Annotated in this window: 9 protein-coding genes; 4 read left to right on the forward strand and 5 right to left on the reverse strand. The window is 46.6% G+C overall.

Annotated elements, in window-relative coordinates; all coding sequences use genetic code 11:
• Positions 1 to 236: 236 nt before the first annotated feature.
• Positions 237 to 692 carry a DUF2850 domain-containing protein gene (locus R8O10_RS13865; protein ID WP_318191484.1) on the reverse strand — a complete coding sequence of 152 codons (456 nt, stop codon included), beginning with the start codon at positions 690 to 692 and terminating at the stop codon, positions 237 to 239.
• Between the two features lie 162 nt (positions 693 to 854).
• Between R8O10_RS13865 and argA the strand changes: the two genes are divergently transcribed.
• Positions 855 to 2,192, forward strand: coding sequence for an amino-acid N-acetyltransferase (gene argA, locus R8O10_RS13870; RefSeq protein ID WP_012841478.1), 1,338 nt, complete (start codon positions 855 to 857; stop codon positions 2,190 to 2,192).
• A 417-nt stretch (positions 2,193 to 2,609) separates the two neighbouring features.
• Complete coding sequence (locus R8O10_RS13875) at positions 2,610 to 2,798, forward strand: hypothetical protein (RefSeq protein ID WP_005380230.1); 189 nt, start codon at positions 2,610 to 2,612, stop codon at positions 2,796 to 2,798.
• 34 nt (positions 2,799 to 2,832) lie between these two features.
• Here R8O10_RS13875 and recD read toward each other — a convergent pair whose 3' ends face one another.
• From recD to recC, 3 genes are all read right to left on the reverse strand, one after another.
• Positions 2,833 to 4,980, reverse strand: coding sequence for an exodeoxyribonuclease V subunit alpha (gene recD / locus R8O10_RS13880; RefSeq protein ID WP_318191485.1), 2,148 nt, complete (start codon positions 4,978 to 4,980; stop codon positions 2,833 to 2,835).
• Entirely contained in the window at positions 4,980 to 8,654 is a 3,675-nt protein-coding gene (recB, locus tag R8O10_RS13885; protein ID WP_318191490.1) for an exodeoxyribonuclease V subunit beta, read from the reverse strand. Before recB ends, recD begins: the two co-directional genes overlap by 1 nt.
• A gap of 326 nt (positions 8,655 to 8,980) precedes the next feature.
• Positions 8,981 to 12,472: an exodeoxyribonuclease V subunit gamma gene (gene recC, locus R8O10_RS13890; protein WP_115386264.1), complete on the reverse strand. Its 3,492-nt coding sequence runs from the start codon at positions 12,470 to 12,472 to the stop codon at positions 8,981 to 8,983.
• Between the two features lie 252 nt (positions 12,473 to 12,724).
• Between recC and R8O10_RS13895 the strand changes: the two genes are divergently transcribed.
• A complete protein-coding gene (locus R8O10_RS13895) occupies positions 12,725 to 14,548 on the forward strand; it encodes a DUF3413 domain-containing protein (protein ID WP_262640589.1) in 1,824 nt (607 codons plus the stop codon).
• 75 nt (positions 14,549 to 14,623) lie between these two features.
• Here the strand turns inward: R8O10_RS13895 and R8O10_RS13900 are convergent, their stop codons facing one another.
• Positions 14,624 to 15,598 carry a TDT family transporter gene (locus tag R8O10_RS13900; RefSeq protein ID WP_017636010.1) on the reverse strand — a complete coding sequence of 325 codons (975 nt, stop codon included), beginning with the start codon at positions 15,596 to 15,598 and terminating at the stop codon, positions 14,624 to 14,626.
• A 109-nt stretch (positions 15,599 to 15,707) separates the two neighbouring features.
• Here R8O10_RS13900 and R8O10_RS13905 point away from each other — a divergent pair, with 109 nt between their 5' ends.
• Entirely contained in the window at positions 15,708 to 16,634 is a 927-nt protein-coding gene (locus tag R8O10_RS13905; RefSeq protein WP_005380210.1) for a LysR substrate-binding domain-containing protein, read from the forward strand.
• Positions 16,635 to 16,706: the final 72 nt, after the last annotated feature.

Below are 16,706 nucleotides of genomic sequence, written 5' to 3' on the forward strand. Positions count from 1 at the left end.
AAACAAATGCATACGGTGCAATTGAAAAGCAACGACAAAATGTTTCAACGCTAAGCCAATCCGTTTACTCGTTGTAAATTCATTCAGTTAATGCAACATGATAACAGCGGAAGAATTACGGAATTGTCCGGATTATGTTTGGAAGTAAAATTTACTGATTGAGAGATGAAGTTGTGATCATCCATGTGACTCACAGACGCAAAAACTGCCAGCTTAAGAGACAATAATAAAAACGACTATCTTACCACAATCCTTGCACGCCCCTCTAAACGGAATACAGGTAGATAATGTGCATTAGCATCCAGCTTCATTTCTGCATGCTGCTTACCCACAAAATTGAAGTGCCGCTCATTTGAACCCACTCGATACGAAAACGAATCCCCATCGAATTTAAAACTGGTCGCCACTGTAGAACCATTTACGGTAACACCGCGCTCACTCAACACAAATTCTTCACGAGCATAAGGCGCAACATCTTGCTCAACCCAGCGACCATAAATTGTCGATTTGGGAATGGGCGGATTAATGGTTCGAGTAATCAAATCACTATACAGCATGCACACGACAACGGTTCCAACTATCGCTATAAGCATGAGAGAACGCTCTAGCCACTTACGAAGCATTGATTTAGATGACGTTTTTGACAGATTTGAAGCAGTGATCGCAGCATTCTTATTAACAGCAGAAGACATGAGGTTCACGTATTGAGGAAAGACGCCACCATTGTAACCTTCCCTCTTAACGGGACCAAGAACCTACCTCAATATGTTTGTGCTTTATTCCAAAATTTCACCTTGCCACCAAGTGAATAAAAAGGCATTATTTTGACATAATTAAACAAAGGAATGGCTGTAGTGAAAATTCGTAGTACTGCTCTCGTAAAAGGATTCCGTCAATCAACACCTTATGTCAATGCTCACCGCGGAAAAACCATGGTGATCATGCTGGGCGGAGAAGCCGTCGCACACAAAAATTTTGGCAATATTATAAATGATATCGCACTCATGCACAGCCTCGGAATCAAAGTCGTTGTGGTGTATGGTGCACGTCCTCAAATTAATCAGCTGCTAGAAAAACAAGACCTCACTACGCCTTACCACAAAAATATCCGCATTACGGATGAATCGGCTTTATCTGTTGTTATGCAAGCTGCCGGACAACTTCAGCTTGCGATTACTGCGCGCCTATCAATGAGCCTCAACAACACTCCGATGGCTGGTACCCAGCTCAATGTCGTTAGCGGAAACTACATCATTGCCCAACCACTCGGCGTTGATGATGGTGTGGACTATTGCCATAGTGGACGTATTCGCCGCATTGACACCGATGCTATCAACCGCACTCTTGATCAAGGTTCAATTGTTCTGCTAGGTCCCATTGCTAGCTCTGTGACTGGCGAGTGCTTCAATTTATTATCGGAAGAAGTCGCCACCCAACTAGCGATAAAGCTGGGTGCGGATAAGCTGATTGGTTTTTGCTCCGAACAAGGTGTCATTGATGACAACGGTAATGCTGTCGCCGAGTTGCTACCAATAGAGGCGGAACATGTCATCAAAACGCTTTCTGAAAATACGTCTCCTGACCTAGATTACAACACTGGGACACTGCGCTTTCTTAAAGGCTCTATTGCCGCTTGCCGTGCCGGAGTACCTCGTAGCCACTTGATCAGTTATAAAGTAGATGGCGCCTTAATTCAGGAGTTGTTCTCTTTCGACGGTATCGGTACCCAAGTTGTTATGGCGAGTGCTGAACAAGTGAGGCAAGCTAATATTGACGATATTGGCGGTATCTTAGACCTCATTCGCCCGTTAGAAGAACAAGGTGTACTGGTTAGGCGCTCTCGAGAACAGCTAGAGCAAGAGATTGGAAAATTTACCATCATCGAAAAAGACGGCTTGATTATTGGCTGTGCTGCCCTTTATCCATACCCAGAAGAGCGTAAAGCTGAGATGGCTTGCGTAGCGATTCACCCTGACTATCGTGATGGAAACCGAGGTTTGTTACTGCTCAACTACATGAAACATCGTTCTAAATCCGAAACCATTGATCAGATTTTTGTCCTCACGACACACAGTTTGCATTGGTTCAGAGAGCAAGGTTTTTACGAAGTCAGTGTCGACTATTTGCCTGGAGCCAAACAAGGGTTATATAACTTCCAGCGTAAGTCCAAAATCTTAGCGTTAGATTTATAGCTTAACCTTAAATCAGGGAGCGAAACTTAACGTTCCACTATACCAACTAACCTCAAAGGGCAGGATTTAGTTCATTAACGCTCAACCCTGCACATCGAGCTTGTTTAGGAACGAGTTTGTTGAGGAGTAAGGCCACACATAAACCCTACTCCGGACTAGCGGGTCATCATGTAAACCCAACTTAGAAATGCGCAAACCATTGCTTGATTTTTGTTCCAATTTTATCTTTTAAATATACATTTGGTTGGCTATACTCTGCTCGCTAGTGATTGGTTTTTAACCAATACGAATGGATCTAGGTGATGTAATGTAGCCTTCACCCTAAAATACTGGGCAATTGAAAAACTAGTTAGCTCCGTATTGCACACCAAGGACAGTTGTTAATCTGACTTTAAATAAGCCGAGACGAGCACTGTTATGAGAACAATCATTTGTAATTCGCTTCAAAGCTTCTGGGATATGGCTGACAATCAGTTTTTAGAAGGCCTAGACGTCCACTGTGTTTTCCCCGTAAATGACGCTATCCGAGATTTTATTCTTGCTTATCAACAGCAATACAAAATACGCAGCGTGTCTTTTACCAACGCGTTTGCAAAACATGCATAAAAGAAGACCGAGCCATAAGCTCGGTCTTCTTGTTTTAGTTAGTAAGCCGCTGTACTAACCCACTCGCACGAGTGGTTTTCACCTTAATGCCTCGCTTCAGAACATTAAGTTCGGCGTAAAGAGCTAAACGCTTTTTCGCGCGGGTAATGCCTGTGTAAATCAACTCACGGGTTAATATCGTGCTAAAGTCTGGTGGCAAAATCATCAGGGTGTAATCAAATTCACTGCCTTGCGATTTATGGATGGTCATAGCGTAAGCCGTTTCATGTTCAGGTACTCGGCTTGGCAAGACCGATTTCACACTGCCGTCAGGTAACTCGAAAAAGACTTTCAAACGCGGTTCTTCTTCACTGTCATCTCGCATGCAAATACCAATATCACCGTTATACAAACCTAAACCGTGATCATTACGCGTAACCATGACGGGTCTGCCGTGATACCAAATTTCATCCTGAACTTGAATGAACTTGCGCGCCGCGAGCGCTTTCTCGATGCGTTGGTTTAGCCCAGCCACACCGAAGTCACCTTCACGGATCGCGCACAGCAATCGGCATTGGTTGAAGGTATCTAACACTGCTTTGGCTTTGTGCGTTAGCGACTCTAGCTCTCCGGTTTTAGGATCGGTTTCCTGTTGTCCAATGCGTTTGAGGTAACGACCGTATTCCTGCACCAACGTCTGCATCATTTGGTTGTAATGTTGACTACTTAGCGCGAAATGTTCGATGTCAGAAAAGTCACGCGCCCAGACGTTATCTACGCTCGCAGCAGAACCTGAGTTAACCGCTTTTGCCAACTGACCAATGCCTGAGCGAGCGTCAAATCGGTAGCTCTTTTGCAGCATACATAAACTATCGGCAATGCTAGATGCACTGTTACCCGTATGGGCTAAAGTATCGAAACCCGTCAGTTTTGCGATGGCTGACGCCTGCTCTTTGCCATAACCCAATGCATGGAACGAACAGATATCACCCAACACAGCCCCAGCTTCAACTGAGGCAAGTTGATCTTTATCACCTAACAAAATCAGCCGCGCATGTTTCGGTAAGGCATCGACCACTTTGTACATCATTGGTAAATCGACCATCGACGCTTCGTCGATAACTAAAATATCCAAATGCAGTGGATTTTGCTTGTTGTGACGAAATTCTGCACTATTAGGAATCGCGCCCAGCAACCGATGTAAAGTGCTCGATTCAGTCGGAATTTTGGTTTTTAGCTCCGGAGAAACTGGCAGTTCTTGCACCGCTTTACCAATGGACTCGGTTAATCGCGCCGCCGCTTTCCCCGTCGGGGCCACCAGCTTGATGGTTAGATTTTTCTCTTGCGTCGCCTGTTCAATCAAAGCAGCAAGCAATTTGGTTACTGTCGTCGTTTTACCCGTACCAGGGCCACCAGAAATCACAGCAAATCGACGAGTTAACGCAACCGCCGCCGCGACTTTTTGCCAGTTCACACAAGCTGAGAGTGGCACGAGTTCATCCAGTGTTTGCAAATCTTGAACCTTGCGCGCATTGCTAAGCACGGAATCAATCGCGTGCCAATCCAACGATTCGCTTGCGACCACATCAAGGTGATCACACACCAATTGTTGACGCAACACTTGGTTGCTGCTTCCCGCTTCTACTGCTTTGCCCAACGCGTTAAACAGAAAATGGTATTGGCGTGCGAACAGATGGTTGAGCAACTCCGATAATCGCGCAAACTCTTGTGGTTGCAAGTTAACTGCGGCGCCCAGCTGATTGAGCTTTTCCGCCAGTGTCACTTCATAATGCCAATAGCGATGCAGATACAGACGCTCACCATCGAACATTAAAGGCAAGGCTTCTCCTTGCGCGCCGACCACGCTGGAATTTTGTAATACTTGAATCCAGTCTATGCCTTGCAACTGTGTGTTAAGCGCCAATGCCGACTCACCAAACAGCCCTAGCTTACTGGCTAAATCCGTAGTTTGCCCTTGTGCATCGCACAGAGACAGACAGATATGTCCTTTACCAAGCTCACTACTGACAACACCAGCGATAAACGCCAGTGCTTGGCTGTCCGACTGTTCATCATGCGTTTGAGAATCAATAAAACAGGCGAATTGGTAGTCGAGCTGACGAATAGCACCTTTGTGCGCCAAGCGTTCCAACACTACCAATAGGCCATCTTGGTCAGAATGAAGATTGTGATTTGTCGTCATTAAAGTAGCTCCATCTGCCCGGCTTGAGTTGAGCGCGTTTCAAGTACTTGACCATCAATCAAACGATCCATCTCTTGTAAGAACTCGAAAGTTGGTTTCGCGGCAAAAATGCCGTGGTCACTCTGCCCATCCATGCCGCGCAAGAACAAGTAATACACGCCACCAAAGTGCTGTTCATAATCATAATTGGCCAATCGGCTGCGTAGGAAACGATGCAGGGCTAACGCATAAATCTGGTACTGCAAATCGTAGCGGTGATCTGCCATCGCCGATTTCAGAGCCTCACCATGATAGTGCGTCACATCGTCGCCAAGATGATTCGATTTCCAGTCAAGCACGTAGTATTTACCTTGATGTTCAAACACCAAGTCGATAAAACCTTTGAGCATGCCTTGCACGGTTTGGAAACCTAAATCCCCCGCTTTCGCCGACAACGGATCGTGACGTTGAATGACTCGGTTTAACGCCGGTGCAGACAAAACTTCAATCGGCAGCAAAAATTCCATCTCCACCAAACGTTGCGACGGTGCTTTTTGATTCAGCAGCAAAGACTTACCATCCAACGGCGTTGCGAGTACGGTATCAATCAATTGCTGTAAAATAGGTAGCCACTCTTCATCGAGCTGTTCGCTTTCCATCAAGCCAAGGATGATTTGTGTATTCTCTTCCGTAGTGGCTGGCTGAGTAAATTCAACTTCCTCAAACAAGCTGTGCAGGAACGTACCCGGACGCGCACCACGAGGGAAGGTAAAAATAGAGCGCTCTGGCTCCACCAAATCCGCTTCGTCTTGCTCTTCAGATGAGTCGATATCAAAACCCGTAATCTCAATCGTGGCATCATGCTCGGCGTGATGAGAGCCTTGCTTGACCAAGCCAGAATAACTGGTGATGCGCCAGTTTCTATCGATAGGGTTTTGCAGCTCTTTCGCGCTAAGATCGTGTATTTCTTCTTGTGGCGCTACGTACTTCTCTTCGAGTTGCTGCGGCGGATCGGCCACAACGACACAATCAAGCTCGTCTTGTTGCTTTGTTAAACCTTGTTGCAAATCGTTAATGCCACCTTCTTGACCATTCTGAATCAAATAGCCAATCGCACTGCGGTGTACGCCAGTTGGCTCTTTGGTCGAACGACCATTGCGCAAAGGCGAGGCTCCAATAAAACACGCATACACAGCACGCGTTAGTGCCACGTATATCAAGCGTAAGTCTTCCGCCAAACGCTCTTTATCCGCTTGCTTCATGGACGCATCGTTGCCAGTGATATCCAGTACCGTGCGGTCATTGGCTGCATCGTAATATTTGGCTTCGCTGGCTTCTCGATAGCTGAACACAAACGGCAGAAATACGAGGTCATACTCCAAGCCTTTTGATTTGTGAATAGTTACGATCTGCACTAAGTTACGTTCCGATTCTAAACGTTGGATTTGGTCATCACTGCCACCCAAACCATTTTCCGCATCACTGATGGACTGAGCGAGCCAACGCAGCAGACCGTGGTCGCTATCCAGTTCATTACTGGCTTGTTGAAGCAGTTCACCGATGTGCATTAAATCGGTAAGTACTCGCTCACCATTCTTACCCTGTGAACTCGCACCTTCTTCTAGTAATCGCTCGGCAATATGGCGTTTGCTGATCACCGCGCGCAACATCGGCAGCACACCACGTTGAACCCAAAGTTTGCGATATTCTTTGAATTCATTTACGGCGTTTTCCCACACAATTTCATCGTTATTAAGTGCATCCAAACTTGCTGCGTCGAGGGCAAACAGCTCAGAAGCAAGACTTGCACGCAGCGCACGGTCATTTTCTGGAGTCAGCACCGCTTGCAGCAAACGCTGTAAATCCTGCGCCACCGAACTGGTAAACACACTGTCTCGGTTAGACAGGTACACGCTGGCAATGCCTTGATCAGCCAACGCTTGTTTGATCATTCGACCTTCGCTACCTGTTCGAACCAATACCGCGATATCGCCCGCTTGAACCGCTTTCTGTTTTTCGCCATTCACCAGACACGCTTGCCCCTGTTGAGCCTGCGTCAAAATGGTTTGGATTTGGCTTGCGGTCGCCTCTGCCATTCGAGTCAAATACTCGCCTTTTAGTAGCGGTTTATCGTCCGCTTCTTGCAACCAATAAGTCAGCGCCGGTTGCTTTTGGCCACCCATAGTCCAAATGCGTTTTTCGGCATTAGGACTGTACTTAACGGGTAAGAACGGGATGTCCGAATCATAGATAAATGGACTGTCTGGTAAAGCAAATACTTGGTTTACCGCCTGCACCATATCTGCGCTAGAACGCCAGTTGGTTCCTAACGTGTAGTGGGCACTTACTTGGTTACGCGCTTTGATATAAGTGAAAATGTCTGCGCCACGAAAGCCATAAATCGCCTGCTTGGGGTCCCCGATCATAAACAAACCACATTCCGGGTTGTTCAGATAAATACGGCTGAAAATACTGTATTGAAGCGGGTCGGTATCTTGGAACTCGTCAATCATTGCGACAGGATACAAAGTACGAATACGCGCCGCTAAAAGCTCGCTTTCGTCCGTATCGATAGAAGCAGAAAGTTGCGTCAGCAAATCATCGAAAGAGAGCCACTGTTTTTGATTTTTCGCGTTGGCCAGCATCACACGACAATGCTCAACCGCATGAGCAAGCAGTGGCGCTTTTAAGCTGATTGGATTGGCAAGAAATGTTTCAATGGCTTCAAATACCGCATGCTGCGGTGCACTGCCTTTCGGTGTTTTTTCCAACAAGACGTTTTGCGCGAATTTCTCCAGCTTGTCTGGATAATCGTAACCTGTGGTTTCCGTTGCCGCCCAAGCATTCACCGCCTCCAACCACGTCGGCAGAGACTTTTTGGTGTAGCTGCGTTTGTTAATATCTGAATCTGAAATCAGCGTGAAGAAGTCATCTTGGCTTTCTCGCCACTGTGCTTTTAATTCATCAATTTTTTTCAGATTTTCAGTATGAAGATCAGCCAAACTGCCTTTCATTGCAGGAACAGAAAGGATTAACGGCGCACCGGTTAAGTAATTGCTGATGTCAGACAACAACGCAGATGGAGAGCTCCATAGCTGGCGAATTTCCCCAGCCAAGGTAAATGGCAACGGGTAGAAATTGCGGCGCCAGTAATCGGCTACAACTTGCGCTTTTAGGTGACTTTCATCGGTCACAAACTCGTTATTAAATCGGCTGCCAGATTCAAACGCATTTTGCGTTAGCATACGTTGGCAAAAACCGTGAATGGTGTAGACCGCCGCCTCGTCCATCTGACGCTCTGCCTGCAATAAAATTTCTGCGGCTTGCTTGTGATCGTCAAACTCATTAAGCAAAGGTTGGATCACCGGGTCGGAACTCTGTCCACGCGCAAACGCGATTCGCGCATCATGGATTCTTGCCCTGATACGATCGCGCAATTCCGCAGTTGCCGCTTCGGTAAAGGTTACAACCAGAATTTGGTCGACCGTAAGCGGTACGCGATGTCGAGTTTCCGCGCTGCCGTGACCAAGCAAAAGGCGCAGATATAAACCTGCAATAGTGAAGGTTTTACCTGTACCTGCTGATGCCTCGATTAACCTCGCACCATGCAGAGGAAACGTCATCGGTTCTAGTGGCGTTGGTTGAGGTTGCTCTGTGCGGTCTAATGTATGTAGAGGACACTCTGCACCTGACATTTGATCCATAACGCTGAATCTCTCCGGATTATTTACTAGGACGTATCACCTAATAAATGTGATCTATAGTTAAAAATTCTATTAATATGTTTAACAAGTTGGATAATTTAGAGCTTTGTGAGATCTTTCTCACGGTTATCCATAAGACGTACCGTTAGTATGCGCCCCACGAGATAAGCCAAACCTTTTGACGGCACAACTCAAATGAATTAAACAAAAGTATCATGGTCCCTCTGACCTTGTGGCCGTACAGCGAACGCCCTACAAAAAATAATGATTTTCTGGCGGCCACCCTACTCTTCCTTCTCTTTATCCAACTGTCTTTATTACGCTTTTACGTCATCAGCGTCTTGAACCGCTAAGCGCGCACCTTGCAAAACTAATGCTGTCAGCAAACGAACTTCTGAGGCCAACTCATCATTCCAAGCAGGCCAAATTCGAGAGATGTACGCATTATTGCCTTCGCCCGGGCTCATGAAGCCATCATTGAATGCGTCAGCCATTTTCTTCAAAGATTTCTCTTCGTCATCTACCCACTGACCGCGACTAAAGCCCGCTTCAACACAAGCCAACGCCGTTTTCGGGAAATAAGGCAAAGGCTTAGTCATGCCTTCGAAGAATAAGCGAACTAATTCAGTCAGTAGCTGTTTGGCATACTGAGCATCGGCAATTTCTGGGTAGATCAAATGCAGCGCGCCTTCTTTACGATCGTAACCAATGATGTGGGTTTTCTTAGCATGACCCGACGCCGACATGGCAAGGTGATCGATCCACGCAGCAACGTAATCCTGCGAGCGAATCTTACCGCTTCGATAGCGAATCAAACCGGATTGGTAGCATTGAGTTAGCCAACCTGTTAGGCGAACGTTTTTCTCTTCGCCTTCATTTCGCTCAAACAAGGAATCAAACGTCAGGTCGATTTCCAAATCGTCTTGAGGCGCACCAGATAAAAACGCCAGTTTATCCACCAGCTCTTCCGCCTGAACTCGGTTGGTTTCAAATTCGATATCACCAAACGCCCCCACCGGCAGTTTGCCTTGCGCGCGCTGTTGACTCATAAAGTGTTTAAGCACCTCTGTTTTTTTCTCTGGCTGCATCAATGTCGTTTCAAGCAAGATTTCTAACAGCTCATCACGCATTTGATAGCTTTCCAAACCACCTAAAACAAAAGGTTCGTCGTCTTCCATCACCGGTAGCGGCGGTTCAAAGATTACTTTTAAACGACGATTGAAAAAATACTGCACTGGTAAACGCCAGAAACGTTGCAACTCGACTAAGTCGAGCTCAAGCGGGAACGTCGCTCCCAACAGATAGTCGTCTAATGCCCGATTAAAATCACGACGGACATAGCCTTGCGATTGACTGCTTTGAGTCAATGCCGCTGGAATCCACTCTTTCGCGTAGCTGGCGTGCATGCCTTGGAACGCACTTGGGCTAAACGGCACCATGGCGTGGGTATTCACCAACGCATTTAATAAGTTGTCGCCAGACTCATCAACAGGCAACGCTTCATCACCACTTAAACAATAGTTTTGGTGGCAGTATTCCATCAGCTCAGAAACCAGAACCGAAGGCACTCGCTCGGTATTGTCTTGGATTGAACGGCCAACATAACTGATGTAGAGCGTTTGCTGTGCAGACAACATCGCTTCGAGGAATAGATAACGGTCATCATCTCGGCGCGAACGGTCGCCCGGTTTGGTTCTTCCTGTCATCAAGTCAAAGCCTTCTGGCGGCATGGAGCGTGGGTACACGCCGTCATTCATCCCCAGTAGACAAACGGTTCTAAACGGAATAGAGCGCATCGGCATCAGGGTACAAAAGTTCACTTGACCAGCAAGGAAGCGCTGGCTGACTCGTGTGCCAGATAATTTGTTTTGAAGGTATTGGCTGATGATCGACGGAGATAACGCATCATCAAATGCGGCATCAGCTAATTGCTCTTTGAGTTGGCTGAGCGTATCGCGAATGGATTTGAGCGCCATTTCGCCTTCTAACTCAACTGAGAAGAAGTCATCCAGCAGTGAAACCAAAGTCTCTCGCCAACCATCAATAGTCTGAACATGAGAAAGTTTGCTTCGATAAGTGCTAATTTGTTGGATAAAGTGTGCCAACTTGCCCGCCAGCTCTGCGCCCATGCCTTGCACTTCGTTGTACGGAGACAAACTGCCTTGCTCGGTTTCAAACAAACCTGCGGATTCTGGCATCGCGTAGCCAAGCAACATGCGTTGAATACCAAATTGCCATGTGTTTTGACGGGTTTCCGGCAGTTCAAATTCGCGTCCGGTATTGGCATCCAATCCCCAGCGAATCCCCGATTCCTCAACCCATTGTTTGGCTTGTAAAAAATCATCTTCGCTGAGTTCAAAACGCTTTAATATCGCCGGAGTTTCCAGAAGTTCGAGTAGTTCTGATGCCAAACAGCGCGTATTGGGTAAGTTCACCAACTGCATAAATGCGGCCAGAATTGGGCTCTCTTGATCGGCGGTTCGGTCAGAAATCGAATAGGGAATAAAACGCTCACCCGGCGCGTTACCAAAGACCGCCTGAATCGCAGGGCTGTAAGCGTTGATGTCCGCGACCATCACGATAATATCGCGCGGTTTTAACGTTGGGTCAGCATCGAACATCGCCAACAGTTGATCATGCAGCACTTCCACTTCGCGCATCGGGCTGTGACAAGCGTGTAGGCTCAGTGATTTATCACCCAAGCTAACCACTTGTTTGTGATGACTGTTTTCAATCTGTTGATCATCTTGATGTTCTTCAAGATTGAGAATATCCGCTTGCAATTGATGGAGCAGACTGTCGCGCTCAACATCAACAAAGGCTTCGATTTCATGAGATTCCAGCTGAGACAACAGATACATATTGTCGCGCCCGAGTTTACCCATGGATGCCAACAGACTGTTTCCGACCACATCGGTGTGCAGCTCATCGATCACATTATCTTCCAGTGATCCTTTCAGTTGCTCAGTTTCACCTTGCACTTCCGAGTGATCGTCCTGCCACACAACGTGCTGACGATGTTTCGCCGCCAAACGAGCCAGATATTTGCGATCTCGAACTTCACCCCAGTAATAACGACACGGGTTGGTGAACATCAGATGCACGTCGATGTGTTCACCAATTGCTTTTAGCGCATCCATATAGCGAGGCGGCAACGAAGAAATGCCAAAAACAAACAAACGCTTGGGTAAATGGTCAAAATTGCCGTTAAAACTCTCTAACGTGTCGATAAAGTGCTCATAAAGGTTGGCACGGTGATATGGAGACTGTCCTAATGACACAGTGTGATCATACAACGCTTGCCATAAGATCGGCTGCCACGGATGCTCATCTTCCAGCTCTGGCACACTCTGCCCTGCTTCCCAACTTGCGATCCACTCCGGACGATACACCAAGTAACCATCGAAAATATCGGCAATTTTCTCAGCCAGTTGATACAGCTTAGAGTGATCACTGTCATCTTTGAGGTACTGCGCTAACGGCGAAAACACGTCTTGGTTGAGAAGCCCCGGCAGCAGATGCATCAACTTCCAAGTCATCGCTTCTTTGTTAAACGCACTGCGTTTTGGCACGTCTGGCAGCACCTGCGTAAACATTTCCCAAATGAAGGTAGCTGGAAGCGGAAAATCAATGTTCGCGGCAACACCAAACTCTTTGGCCAATTCCATTTTTAGCCACTGGGACATGCCCGGACTTTGAACCAGAATTTGTTCTTTTTCGAACGGGTTTTCCAGCGGACTGATTCGAATCAGTTCGACAAGGAGTGATTTAAGAACGTCAACTTGGTTGGAGTGATAAACAGTAAACAAAGTAGGAGCACCGAATGCCAATGGAAACTGCTAGCAAGCTTAGCACAGCCGCATTTAAACCCGCAGTGATCTCGCGTTCGGAAAAAACAAAAGGTTATATATCACTCAAATAGAGTATGGATCTTCTGAATTTTCACATGTCAATCAAGTCTGACACTTCCATACAAAATGTGACATTCGTCGCAACTATTCCATAATAAAAAACACTGTTTTATACTCCCTCTACCCATAATTTATAAACAAACAAAAAGTATGTTTCGCAAACTGTCTTCCAACAGCGCTTGGCTGATTGCTTTTTTTGCTTGCTTTGCAGTGTACCTGTCGATCGCTTGTTATCCTTTTGTGTTGTCTAACAATCAAAATGAACCGCTAACCTTGTTGCAAGGTTACTATTTGGTTTCGACTCAATATGGCTGGCTGGGCTTGATCGCTCTTCCATTTATGTTGTTGAGTTTATTGCTCTCTTTTCTACCGACTCGAGCATTCAAAGGTATCGTGATCGCTATCGCGATCTGTCTATTGATCATGTTTAAAGTCGATATCCTCGTTTTTCAGCAATACAAACTTCACATCAACGCCCTATTAATCCGTATGTTTTTCGAAGGTGGCGGTGATGTCTTCGATATTTCGTGGATGAGTTGGCTAATCTTCATCAGTGAAATTGCCATTCTGGTGATCGGGCTCGCTTGTACCGTTTGGGTAAGTAATCAACTGTCAGAAAGCCGAGCTAAGTTCGTTTTGATCAGCGTTTGGTTTGCTGTATTGCTTAGCACGCAGATGATTCATGCGTACAAAAACGCACTTTACGACGATGAAGTCAGTCAGTTTTCGAATAACTGGCCACTTTACTACCCGCTGACGGCTCGTAAATTTATTTACAAACACGACCTAGTGGATGAGAGCATTGCATCGAAGAACCGCGTAGAGTTAACCAACATTGAACGTAGCTCACTCAACTACCCGCTTGCGCCGATTCAAGTGCAAAGCAAAGAGAAACAGCCCAATGTTTTGTTTATCTTGGTTGACGCGTGGCGCTACAGTGATGCGACGCCGGAAGTCATGCCAAATGTCAGCAAGTTCGCCGAAAAAACAGTGAATTTCACACAACATATGAGCGGCGGCAACTCAACTCAAGCGGGTATTTTCAGCCTGTTTTACAGCTTGCCAGCAACCTACTGGGAAAGCTTTTACGCAAGCCAACGCTCTCCTGTGTTTATGGATACGTTGCAAGCAGAAGGCTACCGCATGGGCATTTTTGGCTCGGCACCGCTCACCAGCCCGCCACTTTCTCGCACGGTATTCAAAAAAGTGTCGGACTTGACCCTGAAACAAACTGGGGAAACAGCTGTCGAGCGCGATCAGCAGATAACAGACAAGTTCATCGAGTTCCAAAAGCAGGACAGCGACAAGCCGTACTTTGGTTTTCTGTTCTACGATGCCGCCCACGGCACGGTGTTTCCTGAACCTGAATTTGCGAAATTCAAACCATACTGGGAACGCGTTGACCACATTTTGCTCAACAACGATTTTGACGCTTCGCTTTACCACAATCGATACAAGAACTCGTTGTACTACATCGATAGCTTGATTGGTGATGTGCTGAAAAACGTCGACTTAGACAATACCATTGTGGTGATTTCATCAGATCATGGTGAAGAGTTTAATGACCATAAGATGAACTATTGGGGCCACACGGGTAACTACAGTGACGTTCAAGTACATGTGCCTCTTTACGTGTACATGCCAAATCGTCAGCCAGAGCAAGTTGATTACCGCACGACCCATTTTGACGTCGTGCCAACCATGATGAATACGCTGTTTGACGTTCAAGGCACAACGAGTTCATACAGCGTTGGTCATAACTTGTTTGATAGCTCAGCCTCTCGCGATTGGTATATTGCAGGCAGCTACTACAACTATGCATTGGTCGGCAAAGAACTGATGCTTGTGGTCAACCCTGGCGGGCACTCTCAGCAACTGAATCGCCAGTTAAAGGTCGAGAAAGAACAGAAAGTTCCTGTCGATATCATTCGTCATTCTCTGGATGAGATGTCGCGATTTTACAAAAAAGGCTAGTGTCCAACATCGACGCCGATTGAAATAAAAAAGCCTCTTGGTTGTAAGACCAAGAGGCTTTTTCCTATCTGCTATTTAAGCGTGATGAGCGTGCATCAAGCGTGGCTGAATCAACAAGTTGTTGATGTATTGTAAGGCCACATAAGAGACAACAAATGTTGCCACAATCAACTCAAGACCAGCTAAGCCTCGCACTTGTTGAACATAGTGCGCAGCCAATCCTTGCAACTCCATCCAATTCGCCATTTTAAACAGCGCCGTCGCACCGATCACCATCGGGAAAGTGAACGCCGCATAGCCTGGGCTAAATGGCAGTCTAAGCAATTTAAAGAATGCGAGGTAAATGATGGCTGTCATCAATACCGCGATACCAAATAGCATAGCGATGATCACTGGTGATGGTGTCGCAGTGACCGTTAAGTACCCTGCCAATGATAGACTTGCTGGTGCCGCCATGATTGCCATTGTTGGTTTCGCTGCATCCGGAATTTCATGGGTAAACATGAAACGGTAAATCATCATCGGCAACATGATCGCGTACGCCACCATACCAAACATCAATGCACCTTGTGCCACTGGTGCTAACATCGGGTTGCCAGAGAAAGACACATCCGCAACGATGATACCCACAGGCGGTACAAACCAACTAGGAACCATGTGGTGCAATTCAAAATCTTTGGCGCGATGGTAAACAAAGCTCACCAAGAATACGATGTGCAAAACCACCGCAATCAGCCAAAGCGCATCGCCAGCTAATGGGTAAAAATGGCCGAGAGAGTTCGATACCACCATAGTGCCCATCGCAAATGTCGGAACCACGCTGCCCACAACCGGATGAGCAAGATCTTGTCTCAATAGATGATTATGTAGCAAAAACTTGGTTGCCAATATAGCCAACAATATGCTCGCGATACCCGCACTAATCCACTGTCCGTAGCCATGTAATTCGGCGAAGTTTTCCCAACTCCAGCCCAAGCTTGCAATACCAAGAGCCAAACCCGCCATTGGAGTTGGCGCTCCCATTACTTTTGCTTTTGTTCTTTGAATCATGAAGACCTCAACCAGACTCACTCTTGATGGGACGTATAATACGCTTGCACTTCGTTCCGATATATCTAATTATTTAAAACAAACGTTCAGAATTACTTAACGGTGGAGTATGGCAAGTCACATTTCTCTTAAACAACTGAAAGTGTTTACGACGATCACGCAGCACAAAACGCTCACAGCAGCTTCTGATAGTCTCTTTTTATCGAAAGCCGCAGTGAGCATGGCACTCTCAGAATTAGAAAAACAGATCGGCCATCACTTGTTTGATCGTGTTAATAACCGACTGATTTTGAACCAAGAAGGTCAAAAACTGCTACCACTGGCGGATGAGTTACTCAACCGAGCCAAAGACATCGAGAGCATTTTCGATGGTGACCAAGCGCTATCGGGCCAACTTCGCATTGGTGCCAGCGACACCATTGGCAACCAAGTCGCGCCCTATTTGCTTAGCGAATTTCGTCAGCAAACGAACCATCGTTCTCAAAGCCTGTTCATTTCTAACTCCGCACAAATCTGCGACATGCTGACCGATTACGAGTTAGACATAGCCCTCATTGAGGGCAAAACACTTCACCCTGAATTGCAGTCTACCCAGTTTAGCGAAGATGAAATGTGCGTGATTTGCGCGCCCGATTACCCAGCCGCGCACGAAGGGCCAGTAAACTTAACCGAGCTAGAAAACAGTGAATGGATATTGCGAGAGGCAGGGTCCGGTTCACGCGAATTTTTTATGCGCGTTATCGCGCCGCGCTTGGAACATTGGCATGAAGCTTTTCAGCTCAATACCACCGAAGCGTTGATCAACTCAGTATCGGCAGGGTTAGGCTTGGGCTGCTTGTCACGTTTGTCTGCAGAACCTGCTATTCGTGACGGCCGCGTAAAACTGCTCGACATGCCTTTAGATATGAAACGTCGCTTCTGGTTACTGGTTCATAAAGAGAAATATCAAAGCCCATTGCTCAAAACGTTTATCGAATTTTGCCAAGATTGGGAGCGACCAGCAAACCTTCCTTTGGCGGACAAATCCGCAAAGTGAAACCAAGATAGTTTAAATGCTAGTCAGTTAGTTGTACGTGTCTCTCATTCTGAGGCTTGTCGCTAGACTTGA

It is taken from the genome of Vibrio sp. 1727, from assembly GCF_033344415.1.
GTDB lineage: Bacteria > Pseudomonadota > Gammaproteobacteria > Enterobacterales > Vibrionaceae > Vibrio > Vibrio alginolyticus.

Coding starts and splice junctions, on each gene's coding strand:
- recD (WP_318191485.1), bottom strand. CDS start 4,980: ATGACGACAAATCACAATCTTCATTCTGACCAAGATGGCCTATTGGTA.
- R8O10_RS13905 (WP_005380210.1), top strand. CDS start 15,708: ATGGCAAGTCACATTTCTCTTAAACAACTGAAAGTGTTTACGACGATC.
- R8O10_RS13900 (WP_017636010.1), bottom strand. CDS start 15,598: ATGATTCAAAGAACAAAAGCAAAAGTAATGGGAGCGCCAACTCCAATG.
- R8O10_RS13895 (WP_262640589.1), top strand. CDS start 12,725: ATGTTTCGCAAACTGTCTTCCAACAGCGCTTGGCTGATTGCTTTTTTT.
- recB (WP_318191490.1), bottom strand. CDS start 8,654: ATGTCAGGTGCAGAGTGTCCTCTACATACATTAGACCGCACAGAGCAA.
- R8O10_RS13865 (WP_318191484.1), bottom strand. CDS start 692: ATGTCTTCTGCTGTTAATAAGAATGCTGCGATCACTGCTTCAAATCTG.
- R8O10_RS13875 (WP_005380230.1), top strand. CDS start 2,610: ATGAGAACAATCATTTGTAATTCGCTTCAAAGCTTCTGGGATATGGCT.